At 64.7% G+C, this 23,224-nt stretch carries 23 protein-coding genes and 1 pseudogene; 7 read left to right on the top strand and 17 right to left on the bottom strand.

Features of this window, described 5'->3' with window-relative positions:
- Positions 1 to 314: 314 nt before the first annotated feature.
- The 4 genes from AC5WEY_RS17120 to mrf all read right to left on the bottom strand — a co-directional run bounded on the left by AC5WEY_RS17120 (position 315) and on the right by mrf (position 3,116).
- Positions 315 to 1,379 carry a VIT1/CCC1 transporter family protein gene (locus tag AC5WEY_RS17120; RefSeq protein WP_495646797.1) on the bottom strand — a complete coding sequence of 355 codons (1,065 nt, stop codon included), beginning with the start codon at positions 1,377 to 1,379 and terminating at the stop codon, positions 315 to 317.
- Positions 1,380 to 1,455: 76 nt separating this feature from the next.
- Positions 1,456 to 1,623, bottom strand: coding sequence for a 50S ribosomal protein L32 (gene rpmF / locus AC5WEY_RS17115; protein ID WP_495646796.1), 168 nt, complete (start codon positions 1,621 to 1,623; stop codon positions 1,456 to 1,458).
- A gap of 3 nt (positions 1,624 to 1,626) precedes the next feature.
- Positions 1,627 to 1,887, bottom strand: coding sequence for a type B 50S ribosomal protein L31 (locus tag AC5WEY_RS17110; protein WP_495646795.1), 261 nt, complete (start codon positions 1,885 to 1,887; stop codon positions 1,627 to 1,629).
- The gene (mrf, locus tag AC5WEY_RS17105) at positions 1,884 to 3,116 is read right to left on the bottom strand and encodes a ribosome hibernation factor-recruiting GTPase MRF (RefSeq protein ID WP_495646919.1); all 1,233 of its coding nucleotides are present in this window, start codon (positions 3,114 to 3,116) and stop codon (positions 1,884 to 1,886) included. The genes AC5WEY_RS17110 and mrf overlap by 4 nt, the downstream gene beginning before the upstream one ends.
- Positions 3,117 to 3,253: 137 nt before the next feature.
- Here mrf and rpmB point away from each other — a divergent pair, with 137 nt between their 5' ends.
- From rpmB to AC5WEY_RS17070, 7 genes are all read left to right on the top strand, one after another.
- A complete protein-coding gene (rpmB, locus tag AC5WEY_RS17100) occupies positions 3,254 to 3,490 on the top strand; it encodes a 50S ribosomal protein L28 (protein WP_032365915.1) in 237 nt (78 codons plus the stop codon).
- Complete coding sequence (gene rpmG / locus AC5WEY_RS17095; protein ID WP_170944568.1) at positions 3,487 to 3,657, top strand: 50S ribosomal protein L33; 171 nt, start codon at positions 3,487 to 3,489, stop codon at positions 3,655 to 3,657. The genes rpmB and rpmG overlap by 4 nt, the downstream gene beginning before the upstream one ends.
- A 2-nt stretch (positions 3,658 to 3,659) precedes the next feature.
- On the top strand, positions 3,660 to 3,965 hold the full coding sequence (gene rpsN / locus AC5WEY_RS17090) for a 30S ribosomal protein S14 (RefSeq protein ID WP_495646794.1): 306 nt from the start codon (positions 3,660 to 3,662) through the stop codon (positions 3,963 to 3,965).
- A gap of 14 nt (positions 3,966 to 3,979) precedes the next feature.
- Positions 3,980 to 4,234: a 30S ribosomal protein S18 gene (rpsR, locus tag AC5WEY_RS17085; RefSeq protein WP_008719028.1), complete on the top strand. Its 255-nt coding sequence runs from the start codon at positions 3,980 to 3,982 to the stop codon at positions 4,232 to 4,234.
- Between the two features lie 82 nt (positions 4,235 to 4,316).
- A complete protein-coding gene (locus AC5WEY_RS17080; RefSeq protein ID WP_495646918.1) occupies positions 4,317 to 5,243 on the top strand; it encodes an AEC family transporter in 927 nt (308 codons plus the stop codon).
- Positions 5,244 to 5,290: 47 nt separating this feature from the next.
- Positions 5,291 to 5,755: a hypothetical protein gene (locus tag AC5WEY_RS17075; protein ID WP_495646793.1), complete on the top strand. Its 465-nt coding sequence runs from the start codon at positions 5,291 to 5,293 to the stop codon at positions 5,753 to 5,755.
- Between the two features lie 25 nt (positions 5,756 to 5,780).
- The gene (locus AC5WEY_RS17070) at positions 5,781 to 6,353 is read left to right on the top strand and encodes a DUF1707 SHOCT-like domain-containing protein (protein WP_495646792.1); all 573 of its coding nucleotides are present in this window, start codon (positions 5,781 to 5,783) and stop codon (positions 6,351 to 6,353) included.
- Here AC5WEY_RS17070 and AC5WEY_RS17065 read toward each other — a convergent pair whose 3' ends face one another.
- From AC5WEY_RS17065 to AC5WEY_RS17005, 13 genes and pseudogenes are all read right to left on the bottom strand, one after another.
- Entirely contained in the window at positions 6,354 to 8,300 is a 1,947-nt protein-coding gene (locus AC5WEY_RS17065; RefSeq protein ID WP_495646791.1) for a vWA domain-containing protein, read from the bottom strand. It lies immediately after the preceding gene.
- On the bottom strand, positions 8,300 to 9,685 hold the full coding sequence (locus tag AC5WEY_RS17060) for an ATP-binding protein (protein WP_495646790.1): 1,386 nt from the start codon (positions 9,683 to 9,685) through the stop codon (positions 8,300 to 8,302). Before AC5WEY_RS17060 ends, AC5WEY_RS17065 begins: the two co-directional genes overlap by 1 nt.
- A gap of 117 nt (positions 9,686 to 9,802) precedes the next feature.
- A complete protein-coding gene (locus tag AC5WEY_RS17055; RefSeq protein WP_495646789.1) occupies positions 9,803 to 10,672 on the bottom strand; it encodes a putative endonuclease domain-containing protein in 870 nt (289 codons plus the stop codon).
- A gap of 148 nt (positions 10,673 to 10,820) precedes the next feature.
- Positions 10,821 to 12,371 (bottom strand): bifunctional phosphoribosylaminoimidazolecarboxamide formyltransferase/IMP cyclohydrolase, encoded by a 1,551-nt coding sequence (gene purH / locus AC5WEY_RS17050; protein WP_495646788.1) that lies wholly within the window; start codon positions 12,369 to 12,371, stop codon positions 10,821 to 10,823.
- Positions 12,368 to 12,991, bottom strand: a complete 624-nt coding sequence (gene purN, locus AC5WEY_RS17045; protein ID WP_495646917.1) for a phosphoribosylglycinamide formyltransferase — start codon at positions 12,989 to 12,991, stop codon at positions 12,368 to 12,370. The genes purH and purN overlap by 4 nt, the downstream gene beginning before the upstream one ends.
- A gap of 70 nt (positions 12,992 to 13,061) precedes the next feature.
- Positions 13,062 to 14,516: a cell division protein PerM gene (locus tag AC5WEY_RS17040; RefSeq protein ID WP_495646787.1), complete on the bottom strand. Its 1,455-nt coding sequence runs from the start codon at positions 14,514 to 14,516 to the stop codon at positions 13,062 to 13,064.
- A gap of 71 nt (positions 14,517 to 14,587) precedes the next feature.
- Positions 14,588 to 15,796, bottom strand: a complete 1,209-nt coding sequence (locus tag AC5WEY_RS17035; protein WP_495646786.1) for a DUF5336 domain-containing protein — start codon at positions 15,794 to 15,796, stop codon at positions 14,588 to 14,590.
- 99 nt (positions 15,797 to 15,895) lie between these two features.
- Positions 15,896 to 17,020, bottom strand: a pseudogene (gene sfnG, locus AC5WEY_RS17030) (dimethylsulfone monooxygenase SfnG).
- Between the two features lie 108 nt (positions 17,021 to 17,128).
- Positions 17,129 to 18,352, bottom strand: a complete 1,224-nt coding sequence (locus AC5WEY_RS17025; RefSeq protein ID WP_495646785.1) for an acyl-CoA dehydrogenase family protein — start codon at positions 18,350 to 18,352, stop codon at positions 17,129 to 17,131.
- A gap of 56 nt (positions 18,353 to 18,408) precedes the next feature.
- Positions 18,409 to 18,753: a DUF2200 domain-containing protein gene (locus AC5WEY_RS17020; RefSeq protein WP_495646784.1), complete on the bottom strand. Its 345-nt coding sequence runs from the start codon at positions 18,751 to 18,753 to the stop codon at positions 18,409 to 18,411.
- A 165-nt stretch (positions 18,754 to 18,918) separates the two neighbouring features.
- Positions 18,919 to 19,830, bottom strand: coding sequence for a succinate--CoA ligase subunit alpha (gene sucD / locus AC5WEY_RS17015; protein ID WP_057479197.1), 912 nt, complete (start codon positions 19,828 to 19,830; stop codon positions 18,919 to 18,921).
- An 8-nt stretch (positions 19,831 to 19,838) separates the two neighbouring features.
- On the bottom strand, positions 19,839 to 21,002 hold the full coding sequence (gene sucC / locus AC5WEY_RS17010; RefSeq protein WP_495646783.1) for an ADP-forming succinate--CoA ligase subunit beta: 1,164 nt from the start codon (positions 21,000 to 21,002) through the stop codon (positions 19,839 to 19,841).
- Between the two features lie 146 nt (positions 21,003 to 21,148).
- On the bottom strand, positions 21,149 to 23,014 hold the full coding sequence (locus AC5WEY_RS17005; RefSeq protein WP_495646782.1) for a hypothetical protein: 1,866 nt from the start codon (positions 23,012 to 23,014) through the stop codon (positions 21,149 to 21,151).
- Positions 23,015 to 23,224 lie beyond the last annotated feature (210 nt).

Here is a 23,224-nt window from a genome sequence, read left to right as displayed (position 1 = left end):
CCTTGCACAAGAGGGCGTTATTCGATGGGTCGCTTCACGAACTGTGCCGATTTACCTCCGAGAGCAGCACCTAGTTCGGGCGAATATGCGCGCAGCACAACGCTCAGACCGGCTCTCGTATCGAGAACCGCACAAGGCAGACAAGCAGCACGCATGGCGATGACCCTATCGAGCGAAACCTCTTCGACGCGAGCGAATTAAGTCGAGCGGCGGGAATGGAAGAACGCGGGACTCAGTGCACGGAACTGCCGCGCATCGACGGGATCCCGTCGATCGGGCCCAATAATGCGCAAATCTGCCCACAACGCCGCGCCCTACACTCCCCCACCGAATGCCAAGCCCAGCAAATACGTCGCCCCAGCCGCGCCGTAGCCGATGGCGAGCTGTCGCAGTGCACGTTTGACGGGTGGCCCACCACTGAGTAGTCCCACCACCAATCCGGTACAAATCAGCGCCAGCCCGACGAGAACAGCCGCGACGATCAGCGCGACAAAGCCTTCGAGACCGAACAGATACGGCAACACCGGGATCACCGCTCCCGAGGCGAAGAAGCAGAAGCTGGCTCCGGCCGCTCCGAGTCCTGTTCCGATGGACTCGTGCTCGTCGACGTCGGGCGTCATCTCGTCGTCGGTGGGCAACAGCCGCAACACTTCCGACGCTTTGGCGTCGGCCTCCTCATGCGTCATTCCCCGGGCCCGATACACCAGCGCCAGTTCGTTGGCGTCGACGTCCAGATGTTGGACGGCTTCGCTCGCGGCACTGTCCGGGGACGAGGCCTCGAGCAACTCGCGTTGCGAACGCACAGAGACGTATTCGCCTGCACCCATCGACAGCGCACCCGCGAGCAATCCTGCGAGTCCCGTGACCAAGACGATCTGGTTGGACACTCCGGAGCCGCTGATGCCGAGTACCAGAGCGAGGTTGCTCACCAGTCCATCGTTGGCACCGAACACCGCGGCCCTGAATGTGCCGGAGAGCCGATTACGACCGCGCGCGGCGAGCGCTCTGATCACTTCGGCGTGGATCTGCTCGTCGGCGGTCATCGCCTCCGTTGCATCGTCGTCGGTGGCGTACGGCGAACGGGTTTCGGCTCGTTGCGCCAACGCGAGGACGAACACCGAACCGAACCGGCGCGCCAGCACACCGAGGATTCGAGTACGGATGTCACCTTTGAGCGGCATGCCGACTCGCTCACCCAGCAGATTTCGCCAATGCTGCTCGTGGCGGCCTTCCGCATCGGCGAGTGCGAGCAGTATCTCTCGCTCCTCGCCGCTGCGTCGGCCGGCCAGATCGCGATAGACGGCGGCCTCGGCCCGCTCATCGGCGAGGTATTGCCGCCATCGTTTGACGTCTTTCGTCGACGGTGCCATCCGACTCATCGATCAAACGTAGCGGGCTCCGCCCTCGTGCGCGTTTTGCGTACCTGGAAGGACGCAAAACGCGCACGACAGGGGGTCAGCTCGGGTCGTACACCCCGGTCTGCACCGCTTTGACCAGTCGGCGTGGAACCCGGAACTCCGTGCCCTGGACACGCACCGTCACCAGATCCGGGGCAACGGCTTTCCACTGGGCGCGACGACTCCGTGTGTTCGAGCGCGACATCTTTCTCTTCGGAACAGCCATAACTCAGACGTCCTTTCGGCTTCGGCGGCCGTAGCGCTTCTCGAACTTCTCGACGCGTCCCTGGGTGTCCATCACGCGGGCGGCTCCGGTCCAGAAGGGGTGCGATTCGGACGAGACGTCGACGACGATCAGCGGGTAGGTGTTTCCGTCTTCCCACTCGGTCTCGCGAACCGACGTAACGGTCGATCGGGTGAGGAACTGATTTCCCGTGCTCGAATCCTGGAACACCACCGGGTGATAGTCGGGGTGAATGCCTGGTTTCATTCTGTTGCCTCTCGTGATTGTTCTGCATACGGGGATTCACTGCTGTCGCAGGGGTCTTCGTGCCACTGGCCGAACGGGTCGGTCCACATGGCCCACTGGGCGGGATCGGTCATCTCGTCGTCGGACACCAACGCCCACTGCAGAGTGCGGTCGATCTCGGTGGGGTCGGCCCGATGGACCAGGATCACCAACGAGGTGTCTCGATCACCGAACTGCTCGTCCCACCGCAACGCGGCCATTGCCCGTCGGGTGGTGTCGATGCGGTCCTGTTCCGCCGGAGTCATTGCGGCAAGCCACTTTCCAGCGTTCGCCACCCGCAGACCTCCACCGGCCGATTCGATCCACAGTGCCTCGTCGGGCTGCGTGGCGACCCACGCCCGTCCGCGGGCGGTGACGACTCCGTCGAGCAGCACGTCGATAGCCTCGTGCAATCGCTCGGGGTGGAAGGGCCTCGTCGCGGTAAATTCCACTAGTGCGACGCCGCAGTCGACGGTCAAGGGCGGCTGGCCACGCAACAGTGGCGAGTGGGCGTCCGTGATCTCACCGCGACGAGCGCCGAAGGGAACAGACGCGAGAACTGCTGGGCCGTCGACCATTGCGTCCTGGGCAACCCAAACGACGGGTGCGTTCGGGGCCAACCGCGCCAGAACGGCGGCGAGGCGGGCGCGCTCCCACGCGTCGACCTCGGGACCTGCAGTGACGACAAGGGCGTCGGCGTAATCGACTTGGCCGACGACCAACTGCGCGACGGTTCGATCGTCGTCACCACTGGCGACGACGCCGCGATCGGCCAACGCGTCGTCACCGGTCGCGTCGGCCAACCAGGTTGCGGCGTCGAGGCAGCCGATCACGGCGTCGATACGCACATCCCGCGAGGCCGGGCCGTCGATCTGCCCCACCACGTCTGCCACGACTACGTTGTCCACCGCCCAGCACAACGCCTCGGGCTCGAGGGCCGGGTCCAGGACGAGCACGATGCGATCGACACTGCTGCGCGTCGACAGTGCACGCAGCAGCGGCAGCAGGTCTTCGCGGAGCGTGCAGGAGACACAGCCGTGTGCCAGTTCCAGGATGGTTTCGCGCGGGTTCTCGCCCAGCACACAGAGCGTGCGCCGCACCACTCCCTCGGTGACGCGGCTCAGGTCGTGGCGCACTGCGACGGTTCCCGGCGCGAGTAGCGAGGTCACGACGGCGTCCATGGCTCCGGTCCAGCCGGAGACGAGGACCATCGGGGTTCGATCGTCCGGTGAGTTGTTCACGAGCACCCTTCTTCTCGACAACGATTTTCATTACTTGAGAACGCACGCTACATTCACAGCAGCGCTTTGTCGAAAACGATTGTCATAACGATCAGAAAGGACTGCTCATGTCAGCGCACTGCCAAGTCACCGGCCGTACCCCCAGCTTCGGAAAGTCCGTCTCGCACTCCCACGTGCGCACCAGCCGCAGGTGGGACCCCAACATCCAGCGCAAGACGTACTACGCGCCGAGCCTCGGCCGTCGCGTCACCCTGACGCTCTCGGCCAAGGGCATCAAAACCATCGACCGCGACGGCATCGACGCCGTGGTCGCCAAGATCCGCGCACGCGGGGAGAAGATCTGATGGGCAAGAGCACGGATGTGCGTCCGATCGTCAAACTCAAATCGACCGCCGGAACCGGCTACACCTACGTCACCCGCAAGAACCGTCGCAACGATCCGGACCGACTGGTGATGAAGAAGTACGACCCCGTCGTCCGCAAGCACGTCGATTTTCGAGAAGAGCGTTAGCCATGGCGAAGAAGTCCAAGATAGAGAAGAACGAGCAGCGCAAGGTCATCGTCGCCCGCTGGGCCACACGTCGCGCGGAGCTCAAGGAGATCATTCGCAAGCCCTCGAGCAGCGATTCCGAGCGCTCCCAGGCCCAAGCAGCACTGCAGCGTCTGCCACGCGATTCGAGTCCGGTACGATTACGCAATCGTGACGCTGCGGATGGACGTCCGCGCGGTTACCTACGGAAATTCGGGCTGTCCCGCGTGAAAATGCGCGAGATGGCACACCGTGGGGAGCTGCCAGGCGTCCACAAGTCGAGCTGGTAAGGGAAAAGGTAGAGATGGCAGTCAAGAGAGCACCGTCGAAGAAGGTCCGCGCAGAGGCGGGTCGTCGACCGAAGAAGAACCCGTTGAATGCCGCCAAGGTCACCACGGTGGACTACAAGGACATCAACCTTCTTCGTCAGTTCATTTCCGACCGCGGCAAGATCCGCAGCCGTCGGGTCACCGGGCTCACCCCGCAGCAGCAGCGCCAGGTCGCTGTCGCAGTGAAGAACGCTCGTGAAATGGCATTGCTGCCGTTCACCAGCCGCTGAATCAGCTTTCGAGAAAGGCCGCGTAGCCCTGAGGGCTACGCGGCCTTTCTGTCGTTCCCAGTAAGAAATGAGCACTTCCACGATGTCCGGCGTTCTCGAGGGCTTCACCGTCATCTTCGTCGTCATCGCATTGGGTTACCTGCTTGCCCACCTGAAGGTGCTCGGCGAACACGGTCAATTCGTCCTCAGTCGTCTGGTGTTCTTCGTCGCGACGCCGTCACTGCTGTTCGTCACGCTGGCGAACTCGGACCTGTCGGTCATCCTCTCGCCGGTGTTGGCGGTCGCCGGCTCCACTGCATTGCTCGTCGGAGCCATCTATTTCGTCATCGCGAAGCTTGCACTGAAACGAGCCGTGCCCGACGCGACCGTCGGTGCGCTCGCAAGCTCGTACGTCAACGCCGCCAACCTGGGCATCCCGATCGCCGTGTTCGTACTGGGTGACGCCAACTTCGTCGCTCCCCTGCTGCTGTTCCAGATCATGATCTACACGCCGGTCGCCGTGAGCATCCTCGACATCTCCACCAAGATCGATCAGGTTTCCCTGTTCAAGACCGTCACGACGCCGTTTCGGAACCCGATCGTGCTGGCCGGAGCCGCGGGGCTCGTCCTGTCGATCACGGGATTCGAGCTCCCCGAGGCGTTGATGCAGCCGTTCCAACTCGTGGGCAACCTGTCCGTTCCAGGTGCACTGCTCGCCTTCGGTCTGTCCTTGTACGGTGCCCGCGTACTGCAGAAGGGCAGCAGCCCACGGCGGGACGTCGCCCTGGCCACCGTGTTCAAAATGGCGCTGCAGCCAGTGCTCGGCTACCTCATGGCCCGGTTCGTCTTCGGTCTGGACGGTCACGACCTGTTCGCCATCGTCGTCGTATCGGCACTGCCCACCGCGCAGAACGTGTTCGTGTTCGCCAGCCGCTACCAGCGCGGAGTGGTACTCGCCCGCGACACCGCGTTCGTGACCACACTGGTGTCGATTCCCGTCATCGCACTCGTGACGGTCTTGCTCGCGTGACCCGAACACAAAGGTTCTCCTCAGCTCCCGGCGCTAGCTTGGTCGGTATGAGGTTTCTCGCTGCAGGTGTCATGTTGTGCCTGCTGCTGGCGGGCTGCAGTACGGCCTCCGGCGGCGACGAGGACACAGCGCCCACGCTCGGTGTCACCACACCCGTCGGCCACATCCAGCAGCCCAGCCCGCCTCCGGTTCCACACGAGGTTCCTGTCGGCGACGTCGGCACGATGTTCGAGCCGACTCCTGACCTGATCGGCGCCACCACCACTCCCTTCGAGTCGTGGAGCCAGGTCTCCCCCAACACCATCGCCGTGCACTTCGTCACCGGCACTCCCGAGTGCTACGGGGCCGACGCCACGGTGACCGAGACCGACTCGACGGTCACCGTCGAGTTGCGTACCGGCACCAGGCCCGACGCTGCCGACAAATCCTGCATCATGGTTGCCGTCTACGCCACCATGCAGATGACATTGGCATCGCCACTCGGTAGCCGCACAATCCTGAATGCGGCCTGACCGCCACGCAGGTAGGGTCCGAGCGGTGAGCGATCATCTCCCCGACCGAGATCGAAGCCTCGTCCGCGCTGCCGACGCAGACAGAAATCTGGTCGCACAGCTGCTCAGCGATGCTTTTGCGAACGGCCAACTCACCGTGAGCGAGTACGACGAACGCACCGCCGCGGTGTACCAGGCCAAAACCTACGGCGAACTCGATCTGCTCACCGGCGACCTGGCACTCTCTCCGCCTCCCACATCCGCACCGTCCGGCGGTCCCTCGAACGACCGCGTGATCGCCATCATGAGTGGTGCCGTACGCAAAGGAGACTGGACCGCCGCGCCGCGAATCGACGCGTTCGCCTTCTGGGGCGGCGTCGAGCTCGACCTGCGACGGGCCACGTTCTCCGCAGCGGACACCACCATCAACTGCGTAGCCATCATGGGCGGCATCGAGGTCACCGTGCCGCCCGGGGTGAGCGTGGAGGTGCGCGGCATGGGCATCATGGGCGGTTTCGAGCACATCAGTGCAGCCCACCCCGGAGCACCCCGCGTCATCATCACCGGCTTCGCATTCTGGGGTGGAGTCTCGGTGGACATCAAGGCCGCAGAGAAGTAGCTACGATCGCCGACGCTTGAGGTAGTCGGTCACCACTGCCGCACCCAATCCGTCCAGATCCGGCGCGATGACCCGTCCACCCACTCGTTCGGCCATCTTGTCGACAACTCTGGCCAGGCCAGGATCGTCACCGAGCCGGAAGATCGTCACCTGCGCACCGAGTTTGGCGACGGTATCGAGCTCCCGCACCGTCAATCCCAGAGTCTTCGACGACGGCGGATAGTCGAAATACGCATGGCCGTCCGGCTCGAGATGAGCAGTCGGCTCACCGTCGGTAACGATCAACACCACCGGCTGTGCGTTGGGATGACGCCGCAGATGACGTACTGCCAGCATCAGTGCATGGTGCAGGTTGGTGCCCTGATCGTAGGCACCGTCCAATCCCGCCAGCTCCGACGCCGTCAATGTCTGTGCGTGCCTGCCGAATCCGATCAGCTGCAGATCGTCCCCGCGGAATCTGGTGCTGACCAGATGGTTGAGAGCGAGTGCAGTGCGCTTCATCGGCACCCAGCGGCCGTCCATCACCATCGAGAACGACGTATCGACCAACAAGGCAACCGCGGCCTGCGTTCTGGTCTCGGTCTCGCTGATCTCCACATCGGTCACCTGCAGCTGCACCGGAAAACCAGATCCTGTTGCCGCTGAACGCAGTACCGCATTATTGACCGTACGGGTCACGTCCCACGGTTCGGTATCGCCGAACTCCCACGCCCGCGATGCTCCGGTCGGCTCCCCCATGGCACCCGCCTTGCGAGTGTCCCGCTCGCCGCCGCGTCGAGACAGCTTTCCTGCAACATCCTTCAGCGCGGACTGCCCCAGCTGACGCATCGCCTTGGGTGACAGACGCCATTGCCCGTCGGCACCTTTGTCCATGAAACCCTGCTGCTGAAGCGCCTTTTCGAGCTCCGAGAGCATCCGCGCATCGGCTGCAGCCTCCGGCCCGAGTTGCTTCAGCAACGCGTCGGCATCGATATCGTCCAGTGCCGCGCCGTTGTACTGCTGCGAGAGCTGGTTTCCCAGGTTCTCGAGATCTGCGATGTCCTGGAGGGCGCCGGTACCGTCGCCCAGACCCATGCCGTTCTCGCCGCGGAAGTTTTGCGAGCCGTCCCAATCTTCACCGGGCCTGGCCTGCTGCAGATTCTGATCGAGTTGATCGAGCTGATTCAACAGGTTCGAGTCGCCGAAGGCCTGCTGCGCCAACGCATCCAACTCGGCTCGCTGCTCGGGAGACAGAGAGTTCCGCAGCCGCTGCGCCGCCGCGGCCCTTTCCGCCAATGAATCGAGTAGCTCGTCGACATTCTTCGGATTCTCCGGGAAATGCTGACCGTGCTTGTTCATGAACTCGTCGAACTGCTCGTCGGTGTCCTCACCCTTGTTGTGGGCGTCGAGCAATTCGTTGAGGTCCTTCAGCATCTCGCTGATGGCCTGCCGGTCCTCCTCGGTTGCACCTTCGAGGGCCTGCTTCATGCCCGCAAAACGCTGATCGAGCATCTCGCGTCCGAGCAGGTCCTTGATCTTCTCGTAGTTCTCGCGCCCCTCCGAGGAGCGCCAGTCGTAGTCCGAGAGCTCCTGCACCGCTTGGGCAGTGGACGGTGAGAGACCGCCGATCTGCATCTCCTGGAACCGCGCATCGTCGTCGAGGGCGCGCGCCAACGCCTTGCGCTCCTCGAGCACGGCCTTGTCCAGCAGCTCACGCACTTCCTGCAGCGTGCCGTCGAGGTTGTTCTTCTTCAACAGATCTCGTCGACGCTTGGCCGCCTGGGCAGCCAGGTCGTCGAGCCCGCGCATGTTCTTCGTCCCACGCCGCAGCATCTCCTGCAAGGCCCGCCGCGGCGATGCCCCTTCGAGTACATCCTCGCCGATGGCGTCGAGCGCCTCGCGCAGATCCACCGGTGGCGCAAGGGGATCCGGCCCGTCGTGATACCGCCCGTATCTGGAACGACGCATCAGCTGTACACCGTCTGGCCGTCGTCGTCGGGGTCTTTCGAGATCCGGCGCGCGAGGTAGAGGCCTTCGAGTGCAAGTTCGACGGCGGCTGCCTTTTCGCCGTCCGAGGTGGCGTTCAGCCGCTCATGTATGTCGCCGATGACCTCGACGTCCGGTAGCTCGTCGAGCAGAGCCTTGGCGGTGATGCGGTCGCCGGTGACGATGGGCTCGCCGGTCTCGACTGCCGTCACCAGTGCGGCGAGATTGATTCCGCCGAGGTGTGCCCGGACGGTATCGGCGGTCGCGCGGCGCAGCATGTGTTCGAGCACCTCGATTTCGCGTCCTTCTTCACCGGACTCGAATTCGACCTTGCCGCGCAGCACCTCGATGATGGTGCCGAGATCGACCGGCCGGGCCACGGGCTCGGCCTCGCCGAGGATCGCTGCTCGGTGAACGGCTGCGGCAGCGATGGTTTCGGCTGCTGCGATCGCGAATCGCGCGGAGACGCCGGAGCGCTGATCCACCGACGGCGACTCGCGCAGCAGTCGGGTGAACCGGGCCAGCACTTCGAGCAGATAGGTCGGGACAGTGGCCTGAAGATCCGCTTCCTGATCGATGACGGCTACTTCGTCGTCCAGCTCGAGGGGATAGTGCGTCCTGATCTCGGCCCCGAAGCGGTCCTTGAGCGGGGTGATGATGCGTCCGCGATTGGTGTAGTCCTCGGGGTTTGCGCTCGCCACCAGCATGACGTCGAGTGGCAGACGAAGGGTGTAACCGCGAACCTGAATGTCGCGCTCCTCCATGACGTTGAGGAGCGAGACCTGAATGCGCTCGGCGAGGTCCGGGAGCTCGTTGATCGCCACGATGCCGCGATGGCTACGCGGAACGAGTCCGAAGTGAATGGTCTCCGGATCACCCAAGCTGCGGCCCTCTGCCACCTTCACCGGATCGACGTCACCGACGAGGTCGGCCACCGACGTATCCGGGGTCGCGAGCTTCTCGGCGTACCGCTCGCTGCGGTGCCGCCACTCGATGGGCAGATCGTCGCCGAGTTCTCCGGCTTTGCGGATACTGGCCGGCGTGATCGGTTCGTACGGGTGCTCGCCGAGTTCCGCTCCGGCGATCACGGGCACCCACTCGTCGAGCAGCAGATTCAGGGTGCGCAGCAGTCGCGTCTTACCCTGCCCGCGCTCGCCGAGCAGCACCACGTCGTGACCGGCCAGAATCGCCCGCTCGAACTGCGGCAACACCGTGCCGCCGAATCCGACGATCCCCGGCCACGGATCTTCGCCGTCACGCAATGCCTTCAGAAGATTTTCACGCAGTTCTTCCTTGATCGACCGCTGCCGATGTCCAGATGCCTTGAGTTCGCCGAGAGTGGAGATGCCAGGTTTGGTAGAGGTCACTTCTCCACGCTACGAGCGTTTGGCAATTGCTGCCATCGAGAGCGGAAGAGCGCTGCCGCCGAGTTCGCACTTACGCCGGGCTGAACCGGACAATTCGCCCGCACAAGTGCGAGTTCGCTACACCGCGGCACCCGCAGCCCGGAGCTTTGCCCCCACTCGAGCGACAACATCCTGCGGTCGCAGCCGCATCTGCTCGGAATTGACGCGGACAATCTGCCACTCGGCTCGGTCGATATCCTCGAACCTCTCGATGTCGCGGGTCCGCTGACGCTCGTCGAGCCAGTGGTGGACGCCTTCGTACTCCACCCCCACCCGCCAACGACGCCATCCCAAGTCGATGCGCGCCACGAACCTGCCCGAACTGTCACGAATCTCGATCTGCGTCTCGGGTTTCGGTAACCCCGCGTCGATCAGCAGGAGCCGTGTGCGCGTCTCTTGCGGCGATTCGGCACCGCCGTCCACGACATCGAGCGCACTGAACAGGTGCCGGATGCCTCGTGTGCCCGGTCGGTCCGCCGCATACGCGCGTATGGCGTCAGCATCGACGGCGGTTGCGGCGAGTAGTGAGTCGAGGACGACCACAGATTGCGGGAGACGGACCCAGCGCCCGATGTCGAATCCAGTGCGGACGGGAGTGGTTACCGCGAACCCCCGAGCGATCGTCACATCGTCGGTATCGAACGCGTCGTGGTGGATGCGCAACCCGAGCAATTGGTGCGATCGCCCGTTCGCGAGCACACTCGGCGGAGTGCTCGCGTCGATCCACTTCGCGCCGTGGATTGCCGCCGCGGACACCCCTGCAATCACGGCACCCTCGCCGACGCACATCGACGCGGCGAGGGCCAAGGCCGATGCATCGAGGGTCGTCCCCGCACCCACGTAGGTGTCACGGAACACTCGTAGGTAGTCGCGGCTCAGTTGGTGACGACTCAATCGGCCGGACTGCAGCGCAACCGATCCCCGAAACGGCCCAGCCTCGATCCCCATCGGTCGACAATGGCACGGACGACGCCCCAGAAACGGGCCACAATGCGATCTGTGGATAACTCTTTCGGCCATCCACAGACGTCGAGATCGCAGTTATGCGGCCGAAAATGAGGTATGGGCATGCATAACTGCGGACTCAGCGTGGCGGCTAGTGAGCGAAGTGCCGCGAACCCGTCAGGTACAGCGTCACGCCTGCGTCCTGTGCGGCAGCGATCACTTCGTTGTCGCGAACCGAACCACCGGGCTGCACAACGGCTTTGACACCTGCGCTCATCAGGACCTGCAGGCCGTCGGGGAACGGGAAGAAAGCATCCGAGGACGCAACCGAACCGGCGGCGCGGTCCCCCGCCCGCTGCACCGCGAGATGGGCTGCGTCGACGCGGTTGACCTGGCCCATTCCGACGCCGACCGACGCACCGTCGTGGGCGAGCAGGATCGCGTTGGACTTGACAGCTCTGCCTGCGCGCCAAGCGAATTCGAGATCCTTCAACGTCTGCTCGTCGGCAGCCTCACCGGCAGCGAGAGTCCAGTTGGCCGGATTGTCGCCGTCTGCATCGAGAACGTCGCGCTGCTGCAGCAGTGTGCCACCGGAAATCGGCTTGAGCTCGACGCCTGCCGTGGGCGGTGCCTCCGCCAACAGAACGCGAATGTTCTTCTTGCGCTGCAGCACCCCGAGGGCGCCGTCGGCATAGGACGGCGCGATGATGACCTCGGTGAAGATCTCGGCCACCTGCTCGGCCATCTCGACGGTGATCTCTCGGTTGGCTGCGATGACGCCGCCGTAGGCGCTCACCGGATCACATGCGTGCGCCTTGCGATGCGCCTCGGCGATGTCCTTGCCGACGGCGATGCCACACGGGTTGGCGTGCTTGATGATCGCCACGGTGGGTTCGGCATGATCGAAGGCCGCCCGCCAGGCTGCATCGGAATCGGTGAAGTTGTTGTACGACATCTCTTTACCGTGCAGCTGCTCCGCCTGCGCAATGCCCGTGCCCGCAGGATCGACGTACAGCGCCGCGGCCTGGTGCGGGTTCTCGCCGTAGCGAAGCACGGCCGCGCGGTCCCAGGTTCCGCCGATCCACGCCGGGAACTGCTCGTCGGACTCCACGAGCACACTGCTCATCCACGACGCCACCGCGACGTCGTAGGCGGCAGTGTGCTGAAACGCCTGTGCTGCAAGCGAAGTTCGCTCGGCGAGAGTGAATCCGCCGCCTGAGACGGCAGTCAGCACGTCCTCGTAGCGGTTCGGGTCGACCACCACGGCAACCGACGGGTGATTCTTGGCCGCTGCACGCACCATCGACGGCCCGCCGATGTCGATCTGCTCGACGCATTCGTCGGGGGTCGCACCACTGGCGACGGTCTCGGTGAACGGGTACAGGTTCACCACGACGAGCTCGAATGCCTCGATGCCCAGTTCCTCGAGCTGCGAAAGATGCTCGGGCTTACGGGTATCGGCGAGCACGCCGGCATGGACCCGGGGATGCAGCGTCTTGACGCGGCCCTCGAGGGTCTCGGGGAATCCGGTGAGGTCCTCCACCTTGGTCACCGGGATTCCGGCGTCGGCGATCTTGCTCGCCGTCGATCCGGTGGACACCAGAGCGACGCCCGCGCCGTGCAAGCCGGTCGCCAGTTCGATCAGTCCGGTCTTGTCGTAGACGCTGACCAGTGCGCGGCGCACTGCTTTACGTTCACTCATCGGATTATCTGAGCCTTTCGTCCATCGGAGGTGACACCTGTGGTGGCCACGGCTGCGATCACATCGATCAGCAACCGCCGCTCGACAGTCTTGATGCGTTCGTGCAACGCGGCTTCGTCGTCCCCATCGAGAACGGGAACGGCTTCCTGCGCCAGAATCGGCCCGGTGTCGACGCCGGAATCGACCAGATGAACCGTCGAACCGGTCAGTTTGACGCCGTGGTCGAGTGCATCCCGAACAGCGTGCGCCCCCGGAAACGACGGCAGTAGTGCGGGGTGCGTGTTGACGATGCGTCCGGCGAAGTCCTCGAGAAATCGCGCACCCAGAATCTTCATGAAACCGGCGGTGACGATCAGATCCGGCTCGAAGCTCAGCACGGTATCGGTGAGGGCGACGTCCCACTCGCCGCGATCGGCAAAGTCCCGCAGCCCGATCCGAAAGTTCGGAATTCCGGCCTCGTCCGCACGGCGTACCGCGTCGCAATCTCGATCGACTCCGACAGCGACGATGCGCGCGGGATAGCTCTCGGACGCCGTCGCGTCGATGAGCGACTGCAGCAGCGAGCCGGTCCCCGATGCGAGGACGACGACCCGCGCGGGTGTCTCACGCAAGGCAGTCAGCGCACTACTCCTGAGGTATCGAGGGGATCGTTCGAGCCAGCAGAAAGCCTAGTCGCTGGCCCCCGCAGCCCTACCGGGCAGGTCCATCCTCGGTGCTGCTCGACGCGTCGTCCTTGTCCCCGGGTGGGGCGACGATCTCGGCGTCCAACGGTTCGTCGGTATCGGCATCGACCGCCGTCTCGACGGCTGGTTCCTGCGCCGGCTCGACCGCAGGCTCGTCGACGACCTCCGCCTCGACAACCTCCTCGACGTGCTCGTCTTCCTCCTCCTCGGCGGGAGCAGCCTCGATCGCCACCTCGGCGGCCGGTACCACCACCGGGGTCGGTCCAGGTTCAGGTTCGGGTTCAGGATCTGCTCGACGCCACACGACGATGGCCGCGGATATCGTGCCGGCGACGGCCAGCCACGCGAATGTCAACAACCCGAAGCTCCAGACGGTCACCTCGACGGTTCCGAAGGTGCCGAGGTTTCCACCTGAGGCGTATCCGAACAGCGCTGCCAGGACTCCGGCTGCAGCCGCCACCACCCACACCGAGGACACAGCGACCTGAATGTCGGCGCTGCGAATGGCGCAGTCTCGGCCGAGCAACAACCCCGCAGCGACGGGGACGGCGAGCATGACGACCCACATCGTCTGCGCAGGGCCCTCGGGGAGAACGGCCAGGATCGGCAACGGCGGAAGTGGTCCGCCTGTGGTCGCGAACAGGCTCACCGACGCGTCGCCGAGACCGGCCGTGGACCCTGTCGCCACCGCGAGGGCACCGACCAGGACATTGGGCAAGTAGAGCACCGACAGCACGGTCAGGCCGAGCATTCCGACGACATCGCGGCCACCTTCGACCAGTGCGCCCGCGGTCTCCCAGGAGGCAAGCAGGGCGAGCAGAACCACGGCCGCGCCACCTGCGACGAGGATCGAGAGTGCGCGTACGAACGGTGCGACGAGGGCACGAACCCAGTCCGGGAGACCGCGGCGGAGCACCAGTGAATCCCACCGGGCGAGGATCAACCCGGATCCGGACGCGGCCGCGTGCACGCCGGCTACCCAGGAGAAGGCCGCGAGAGCATGGGGACTCGACAGGCCGATGACGGTGGACGCGTCCCCGGCAACGGCCAACGCGATAGCGGTCACGGCGAGCGGACCGGCCATCGAGGCGGCGAACACCCACCGAACCATGCGGCGATCGGTGTCCGGATCCACCGCTCGGTGGACGGTACGAGCAACGGACCAGCCGATGATCAGGGTTGGCAGTAGTGGTGCGACGCCGAGGGACGTTCCGCCGATGGTCAGGGGAACCAGATGCGCGGCAAACCACATGCCGGCGATCGCTCCGAGCGTCCCGGTGAGATCGCTGTTCACCGAGACGAGCGTGACCAGAGCCAGGGTCGTCGCAATCACCACGACCAGGCCGGAGGTCTTGAACGCGACGGCGGCAAGCGTGCGCGACTGGTCCGGCGTCGGGCCGGTGCCGACCCGGGCAGTCCTCGCAGCCGCGCGTCGAGTGTCTCGGTTCAGTAGATCGCTCATCGCAACGAGAGTCGCATCAACTTCGCGGCACGCCGGTCAGGCGCGCCGCGAAGGTGGATGTGATGCCTGAATCAGTCGCGCTTGTTCTCGTCGTCTGCGGCAGGAGTGGCACCGAACGACTGCGTGGGCGCGCCGTAGGGCGTCGACTGGTCCCCCGAAGCGGGCTCCTCGGACTTCGGCGGCTGGCCGTAACCCGACGACGGCTGACCGTACTGGTACTGATTCGGTGGGTACGCCTGGCCCGCGGCAGGAGTGCTCGGACCGGTGTACGGCGGCGGTGCGTAGCCGCCCTGCGGCGACGTGTTCGGTGCCGACTGACCGCCGAACGGCGGCTGCCCGCCGGGGCTGTACGAATGCTGACCAGACGACTGTCCGCTGGGAGCCTGACCGTAGTTCGACGGGGTTCCCGGAGCCTGACCGTAGGCTGGCGGATTGCTGTAGTTCTGGGGCTGCGACGGCCCGCCGAACGATGTCGTGGGCGCGTTGTACGGGTTCTGCTGGCCGTAGCCGCCCTGCTGGTTCGGGCCGTTCTGCTGGTTCTGGCTGCCGTAGCCGGCGGGCTTGGGGGCCGGAGCCTTGACGATGCCCGCGTCGAGCAGCAATGCGACCACAGCGGCCGCGGCCTGAACGAAGCCGAGGACCAGCACCAGGATTGCGCCGATACCGAGCGAGCTGGTGGTGCTGGCGAACTCGTTACCCTCGGCGCTCGGCAGGCTGAACGACTGGAAGACCAGCACCAGGAAGCCGCTGATCGCCAAGGCGGCAACCACGGCCTGGTTCTTGGCGTCCTTCTGCAGCAGCGACGCGCCTGCGATCAAGCCGGCCGCGAGCAACAGCGCCACCGATACCGCGCTGCCACCGGATGCGAAGAAGGTGGTGCTGAACGACGTCTGGATGCTGCTCGGCAGCTCCTGCGCCGAGCTGACTTCGGCAGTGACGAGATCGAGCAAACCGAGCAGGAAGTTGACGATACCGAGGCCGAGCACCACGAAGGTGAGGATTCTAGGCAAATTCGCCGGCCCCGACCCGGGCGACTTGCGTTCGGGGGCAGCAGAACCGGGCCCTGACGTTCCCGGTGCGCCAGGTGCCGAGGTGCCCGGCACGGGAGGCCCGAACGGATTGGATACCGACGGCTGATGGAACGGCTGGCCCTGACCGTGACCCTGCGCGGGCGACGGAGGCTGATTCGGCGAGGAGGGAGGACCGTAGGACGGTCCGCCTCCGCCGTAGCCACCAGGGTTGGAGCCCCCGTTTTCAGGGCTGCCGGGCGAGTAGGTCATCGCGTCTCCTCATCCTGATAGTTACGTACCCAGGGTCAACGAGCCGGGTCCTGTCGATTCACGCTACTGCACGGGCCCGACCGATCCAGGCACTCCAGGTCAACGGGCCGCGACCAGCTCTTCGTCCTTCGACTCGGCAGCCTCGAGCTCACGAACGAGAGGGAGAATCTTGGCTCCGAAGTACTCGATTTCCTCCTGGAAGTGCAGGAAGCCGCCGAGGATGAGGTCGACGCCGCGACGACGGTAGGCCACGATTCGCTCGGCCACCTGTTCCGGCGTTCCGATCAACTGAGTCTTGAAGCCGTCGTTGTACTGGACGAGATCCTCGAACGACGAGTCGGCCCACATCCCCTTTTTGTCGGCCGTCGAATTTCCCGCCTGTTGCACTGCTCCCTTGAAGCCCTCGACGGCAGGCTTGTTCGCCTTCTCGATGATCTCGCGCAGGGTGTCTCGGGCTTCCTTCTCGGTGTCACGCGCGATGATGAAGCCGTTGAGTCCGAACTTGACCTCACGCTGGTGATCACGCGCGACGCGCCTGAGGTTGTCGAGCTGCTCGGTAACGCCGTCGAAATCCTTGCCGTTGCTGAAGTATCAATCCGAGTATCGGCCGGCATTCTCCTGCGCAGCGGACGAATTACCGCCCTGGAACAGTTCGGGATTGGGCCGTTCGGGCGTGTTGAGCGGCTTCGGCTTCAGCGTGAAATCGTGAATCCGATAGAAGTCGCCCCGGAAATCCACATCGTCCTCGGTCCAGATCTTGCGCAGTACCTGCAGGAATTCGGCACTGCGACGGTATCTTTCGTCGTGCTCGAGCCACGGTTCACCCAGGTGGGTGAACTCGTCCTTGAACCAACCGCTGACGACGTTCACTGCGAAGCGGCCGTTGGACAGGTGATCCGCGGTCGCGCCGAGCTTGGCCAGCACGGCCGGCTGCCACAGCCCAGGATGCACGGCGGCAATGACTTTCAACCTCTCGGTGGCCAGCAGGAGCGCGAGCGAGAAGCTGGTGGATTCATGCTGGAACTCCGCGCCGTAACTCGCCTCGTACCGCACCTGACTGAGCGCGTACTCGAAGCCGTTGTTCTCGGCAGTCTGCGCCAGCTTCTTGTTGTACTCGTAATCCCAGCTGGTGCGTTGCTCGATGGTGCTGGTGACCAGGCCACCCGAGACGTTGGGTACCCAATACGCGAATTTGATTGCGTCGGCTATCTTTTCGGTGCTCATGTGTGCGTCTTCTTTCAGTGGATGAATGTGCCATCCATGCAGTCAGATGGCGTGGATGTCACATTTATCCGGAAATCGGGGGTCGGATCGGGGCCAGAATGGTCGGGATTACGAGTACCAGGTGGGCTCGGGCAGCTCGCCCGTGAGTACCCAGCGCCCGACCTCGCGTCGCTTGTACGCAACGGGATCGTGCAGGGTGTGGGTTCGCACGTTGCGCCAGAAGCGGTCGAATCCGTACTTGCTGGCCGTCGCACGCGCGCCGAGCGCCTCGAACACCGTCGAGGTGATCTCCAGTGACACGTCGGTAGCGCGAGCCTTGACGGCGGCCACTCGCACCTCGTGATCACCGCGCTCCTCAGCGGTGACGTTCCACGCATTGTCGTGAATCTTCTTCCCCTCCAATGCAACTGCATCGGCGAGGGCTTCGACGGCCCACAACTTCGACGTCAGGTCTCCGTAGATGTCGATGATGTACGGCTCGTCGACGGCCTTGTCCACGGTGCTGTGCAGCCATGCGCGAGTCTTGTCCTTGGTGTACGACGCCGCCTCCTCGAGAGCACCCCTCGCGATTCCGAGGTAGAAGTTGACGAACACCAACTGAATGGTCGGAACGTTGAGAGTGTTGTACACACGTGGCTGAAAAGCCTTGTCCACGAATCCTGCTGCGCTGGCCCAGTCGACGCGAACCTTGTCGATGGTCACGCTGCCGCTCTCGGTCTGACGCTGGCCGATGTTGTCCCAGTCGTCATGGAATGACAGGCCCTCGATGTCGGACGGCACAATGGCGAACACGTGATCGGTACTGCCCGCGAGCGCACCTTCGAGCACGGTCACGTCCGAGACGCGGCTGCCGGTGGAGAAGGTCTTGGAGCCGTCGAACACGATGGTGTCACCCTCGTCGGTGACCGACACGTCGTTGTCGCGGGGATTGACCGCTCCACCGAAGAACCACTTGTTCTTCGTGGCATCGGCTTCGACGGCCTCGATCTGCTCGGGAGTGCCCACGAGCCGGGCAGCCCAGAACCACAGAAGGTGGTAACCCAGCAGCTGGCCGATGGAACCGTCGGCCTTGGAGACGGTACGAATCACCTGATAGGCCGTCGGCCAATCCTGTCCTGCGCCACCGTGTTCGACAGGCCCGAGCAGGGTGACGAGCCCGGCGTCCTTGAGCAATTGGACCTCAGCGGACGGAATCTCACGACCCTTGTCACGGGCGACGGCGTCCACGGCGAGAAGCTGAGCGACCTCACCCGCGCGAGAGATCCACCCTGCAGCGGTGGTCGGAGCGTCGGACCAGTTCTTGGTGAGAGCACGATTTTCTGTGGTTGTCATGACGAACAGTGAAGTCCTGCCCCGAAGCAATCACCACAGTTCGATTCATCGTGATTTCAACCCGATCGCAAAATCTTCTCCATCGCCTTGCCCTTGGCGAGTTCGTCGATCAACTTGTCCAACAACCGGATTTTCTTCATCAACGGATCCTCGACGTTCTCGACGCGAATGCCGCAGACAACTCCGGTGATCAGGGTCGCGTTCGGGTTCAGGTTCGCCGCAGCGAAGAAATCCTCGAACGTCGTCTCGGCCTCGAGATGGTGTTGGAGAGTCTGTTGGTCGAATCCGGTGAACCACCGAATGATCTCGTCGACCTCCGCTGCGGTTCGGCCCTTTCGCTCGACCTTCTTGATGTAGAGCCGATGGACCGTCACGAAGGCAGTGGTGAAGATGTTGTGCACGGGGGTCAACCTAGTCCACTGGTGTGCACGCACCGCGTGAATGTGACATTGCCGCGCCCAGACGTATGCAGTGGTCCATTCACGCGCCCGGATCGCGGCGCGAACCGCGAGCGCACGAAAGAGCCCGCCACCGAAATCGGTGGCGGGCTCTTTCAGAAGCGAGTCCTACTTGACGGACAGCGATTCCAGGATTTCGCGCGCGAGGGCAGCGGTCTCGGACGGCGTCTTGCCGACCTTGACGCCTGCGGCCTCGAGTGCATCCTTCTTCGCCTGCGCCGTTCCCAGCGAGCCGGAGACGATGGCGCCTGCGTGGCCCATGGTCTTGCCCTCGGGAGCGGTGAAGCCTGCGACGTAGCCGACGACCGGCTTGGTCACGTTGGCCTTGATGTAGTCGGCTGCACGCTCTTCGGCGTCGCCGCCGATCTCACCGATCATGACGATGATCTTGGTGTCGGGGTCCGCCTCGAACGCCTCGATGGCGTCGATGTGGGTGGTTCCGATGACCGGGTCGCCGCCGATGCCGATGGCCGTCGAGAAGCCGAAGTCACGGAGCTCGAACATCATCTGGTAGGTCAGCGTGCCACTCTTGGAGACCAGGCCGATGGGGCCGGTTCCCGAGATGTTTGCGGGCGTGATGCCGACCAAAGCCTCACCGGGAGTGATGATTCCGGGGCAGTTCGGGCCGATGATCCGGGTCTTCTTGCCCTTCTCCACGTTGTAGGCCCACGCGTACGCGGAGTCCTGCACGGGGATGCCCTCGGTGATGACGACGAGCAGCGGGATCTCCGCGTCGATCGCTTCGACGATGGCGTCCTTGGAGAATGCCGGCGGCACGAACGCGATGGACACGTCGGCTCCGGTCTTCTCCATGGCCTCGGCGACCGATGCGAACACCGGCAGTTCGATGTCGTTGCCCTGGGCGTCGACGTGCTTGACCGTGGTTCCGGCCTTGCGTGCGTTGACGCCGCCGACGACCTGGGTGCCGGCCTTGAGCATCAGGGCGGTGTGCTTGGTGCCTTCGCCGCCGGTGATGCCCTGGACGATGACCTTGTTGTCCTTGTTCAGAAAGATAGACATTGTTTCCTCTACTTCGCTGCCAGCTCGGCGGCCTTGTCGGCGCCCTCGTCCATGGTTCCGGCGAGCGTCACCAGCGGGTGCGCGGCGTCGGCGAGAATCTTGCGGCCCTCTTCGACCTTGTTGCCGTCGAGACGGACGACCAGCGGCTTGTTGGCGTCGTCGCCCAGCTTCTTCAGCGCGCCGACGATGCCGTTGGCGACTGCGTCACACGCGGTGATGCCACCGAAGACGTTGACGAACACGCTCTTGACCTGCTCGTCACCGAGGATGACGTCGAGGCCTGCGGCCATGACCTCGGCCGAGGCTCCGCCGCCGATGTCGAGGAAGTTGGCGGGCTTGACGCCGCCGTGTGCCTCGCCTGCGTAGGCGACGACGTCGAGGGTCGACATGACCAGTCCGGCACCGTTTCCGATGATGCCGACCTGTCCGTCGAGCTTGACGTAGTTGAGGTCGTTCTCCTTGGCCTTGGCCTCGAGGGGATCGGCTGCGTCCTTGTCCTCGAACTCTGCGTGGCCGGCCTGGCGGAAGTCTGCGTTGGCGTCGAGCGTGACCTTGCCGTCGAGAGCCAGGATCTGATCGTCGGGGGTGCGAACCAGCGGGTTGACCTCGACCAGGAGAGCGTCTTCGTTGATGAAGACCTCCCACAGCTTCTGGATGGTCACCGCAGCGGCGTCGAGCACCTCGGCGGGCAGCTTGCCCTTCTCGGCGATCTCACGTGCGAACGCGAGGTCGACGCCCTTGACTGCGTCGACGGGGATACGTGCGAGTGCGTCGGGGTTCTCCTCCGCCGTCACCTCGATCTCGACTCCACCTTCGACCGAACACATCGCGAGGTAGGTGCGGTTGGTGCGATCGAGCAGGAAGGAGATGTAGTACTCCTCGGCGATGTCGGAGGCTTCTGCGACGAGAAGCTTCTTGACGACATGGCCCTTGATGTCGAGTCCGAGAATCGCTTCTGCGTTCTCGGTTGCTGCTGCGAAGTCCTTGGAGTACTTGACTCCGCCGGCCTTGCCGCGGCCGCCGACCTTGACCTGTGCCTTGACCATTACTGGCTTGCCGATTTCTTCGGCAATCTGTGTTGCTCCGGCGACCGTGTCGGTGACACGACCGGCGGAGGTGGGTACGCCATGCTTGGCGAACAATTCCTTCGCCTGGTATTCGAAGAGATCCATCAGCTCACCGTCTCGTCTACGTTGACGCCCGCTCCAGGGGTGTGAGCGGGTCTGAGCATGGACTTTATCCAGGTGCCCCGACGGCGCATCGGGCGCATGCATGCTATGTGGCCTATCTCACCGCCACGGGCGGGATGAAACCGCCGTCACCGATCGGCGCGGCGGGCCGAAAGTGCCGCGGCGACACCGAGAACGACGATTCCCACCACCAACGGCAGAACAGCGGGCCCCATCGTCGGATCGGTTGCACGCGCAGATGTCAGAGGCCACGACGCGAGATGAACGATGCCGGCGACGGCCGCTGCGGCGAGAAGAACGCTGCCGCGCACGGCCCGAGCGCGCGCGGCGACGATGCCGGCAACGACGATGCCAACGGCGAGCACCATCTGCCCCCAGGTATCCCAACCCCACGGAAATTCGGTGACGGTTGCCGCGGTGACGTCGCTGCCCCGATACAGCGGCAGTGCCAGGCCGATTGCGAGCAGTACGGCACCGACCAACCCGACGCCCAGCATCACGCCGTCCGTCGACACGTCCGCGGATGTATCGACGTCGTCGCGTTCCGCCGATCCGGCGAACAGCGCCAGCAGTCCGGTGACCGCCGCGGCGACGACGCCCGCGATGATCGCGAGAGCGCCGATTCCGGTGCCCACACCGTCCACGTCCTCGGCGAGCACCACCGATTGCAACACCGACGCCGCCGCCGATACTGCGCCCAGCCAGAACAAGGCCACGAACGGGCGTGCAGCAGCGGCGAACTCGGAGAACAACAGCGGCACCGACCCCAGAATCATCACGAAACCGGCGACCAACACCACCCGGGTGGCCAGGATCTGCGGCACGGCGGTGCCCGAGTCGGTCTCGAGAATCGGCAACAACGATCCGACGACGAACAGCACGCCGGCGAGAACGCCTGCACCGCCTGCTGCCGCATGCCACTTGGCCGATCCTGGAGCGGCGACACCGCGGGCACCTCGCGCACCATCCGCGCGTGCCTGCGCTCGCTGCAGCGCACGCCGGTCTCGGGCGGCAGCGACGGGTGCGAGCGCCGCACCACAGATCAGCAGTCCGATTCCGGCTGCCGTCCCAAGATAGGCCCCGAGCCCGGCACTCACTCGCGCTCCGGTGCTCAGTCCGGCGAGCAGACCAACGCCCGCGAACCCCAGTACACCGAGTCCGGCTCCGACTGTCGCACCCGACGCCACCAGCGGCGACAGTGAGGCCAGAGCCGACGCGACCACCACGAGTGCCGCGACGCCGACGACCCCGGATCCCACCGCGACGAACACCGGCGATTCGACGACGGCGGTCACGATCACCACCGGGTCGGCCGAGCGATACAGCGACGAGAACGCCGCGACGGCTGCGAGCACACCGAACACCCCGAGCAGCGAACCGAGCAGCGGACCGACCCGACCCGCCGCTGCGCGCCCCACATGCTCGGAATACACCGAGTGGCCGTACCCGTCACCGAGCCCGGCGCGATGCACTGCGGACCACCCCGCAACGCCCGCCAGAACAGACGCTGCGTGACCGACGAGCAGAACCTGGGCCCCCGCGGTGGCGTCGAGCATGGCGGCGCTCAGGGGACGGAAGAGCTCGAGGCGATTGGCGTCGATCGGATCGGACAGCAGCGCGACGTCCAGAAGCGCAATGCCGAGGGCCACCGCGCCGTACCCGGCCAGTAGTGCCGCCGCGAACTCGATCCGCCTCGTGGCCGCACCGACCAATGCTGCGACGGCCACCAGAACGGGAAGGACGACCCCGAGAACAGCGGCCGACGCAGCCCCGCCGCCTACCGGCGAACCGTCGACGCTCTGCACGACGCCCATCACCTGGGCCGCCACTCCAGCAGTCGCCGCGACCAGAGCGAAGACGAGTGCGACTGCGACGCGGGAGGTGGGAGACGGATCGTCCGCTCGCTCGCTCGGCGCATCCAGCGGCTCGATTCGTTGCGGTTCCGCACGCTCGGCACCGCGAGCGGACGAGTCGTCGAAGGTGGGAGTCGGCATTCGGATCACGGTAACGGCTCGACAGGCGCGCACACCGTTACTCTCGCTTCATGCACTCCGGGTGTCCGATTACGGATGTGGCCCGTCACGACATAAACACTGGTCGCGCTGTGAGCCATCTCACATATGTCCCCAGTTTGGGCTGTTAACTTGCGCGCCCCGCAATCATTTCGTTACCGTCTGCGAGGTCTTTCAGTAACAGCCAGGTCA

Source organism: Rhodococcoides sp. S146-33 (assembly GCF_059489205.1).
Note: the sequence above shows the minus strand (reverse complement) of the source record. Positions and strands in the feature narration are given on the sequence as shown.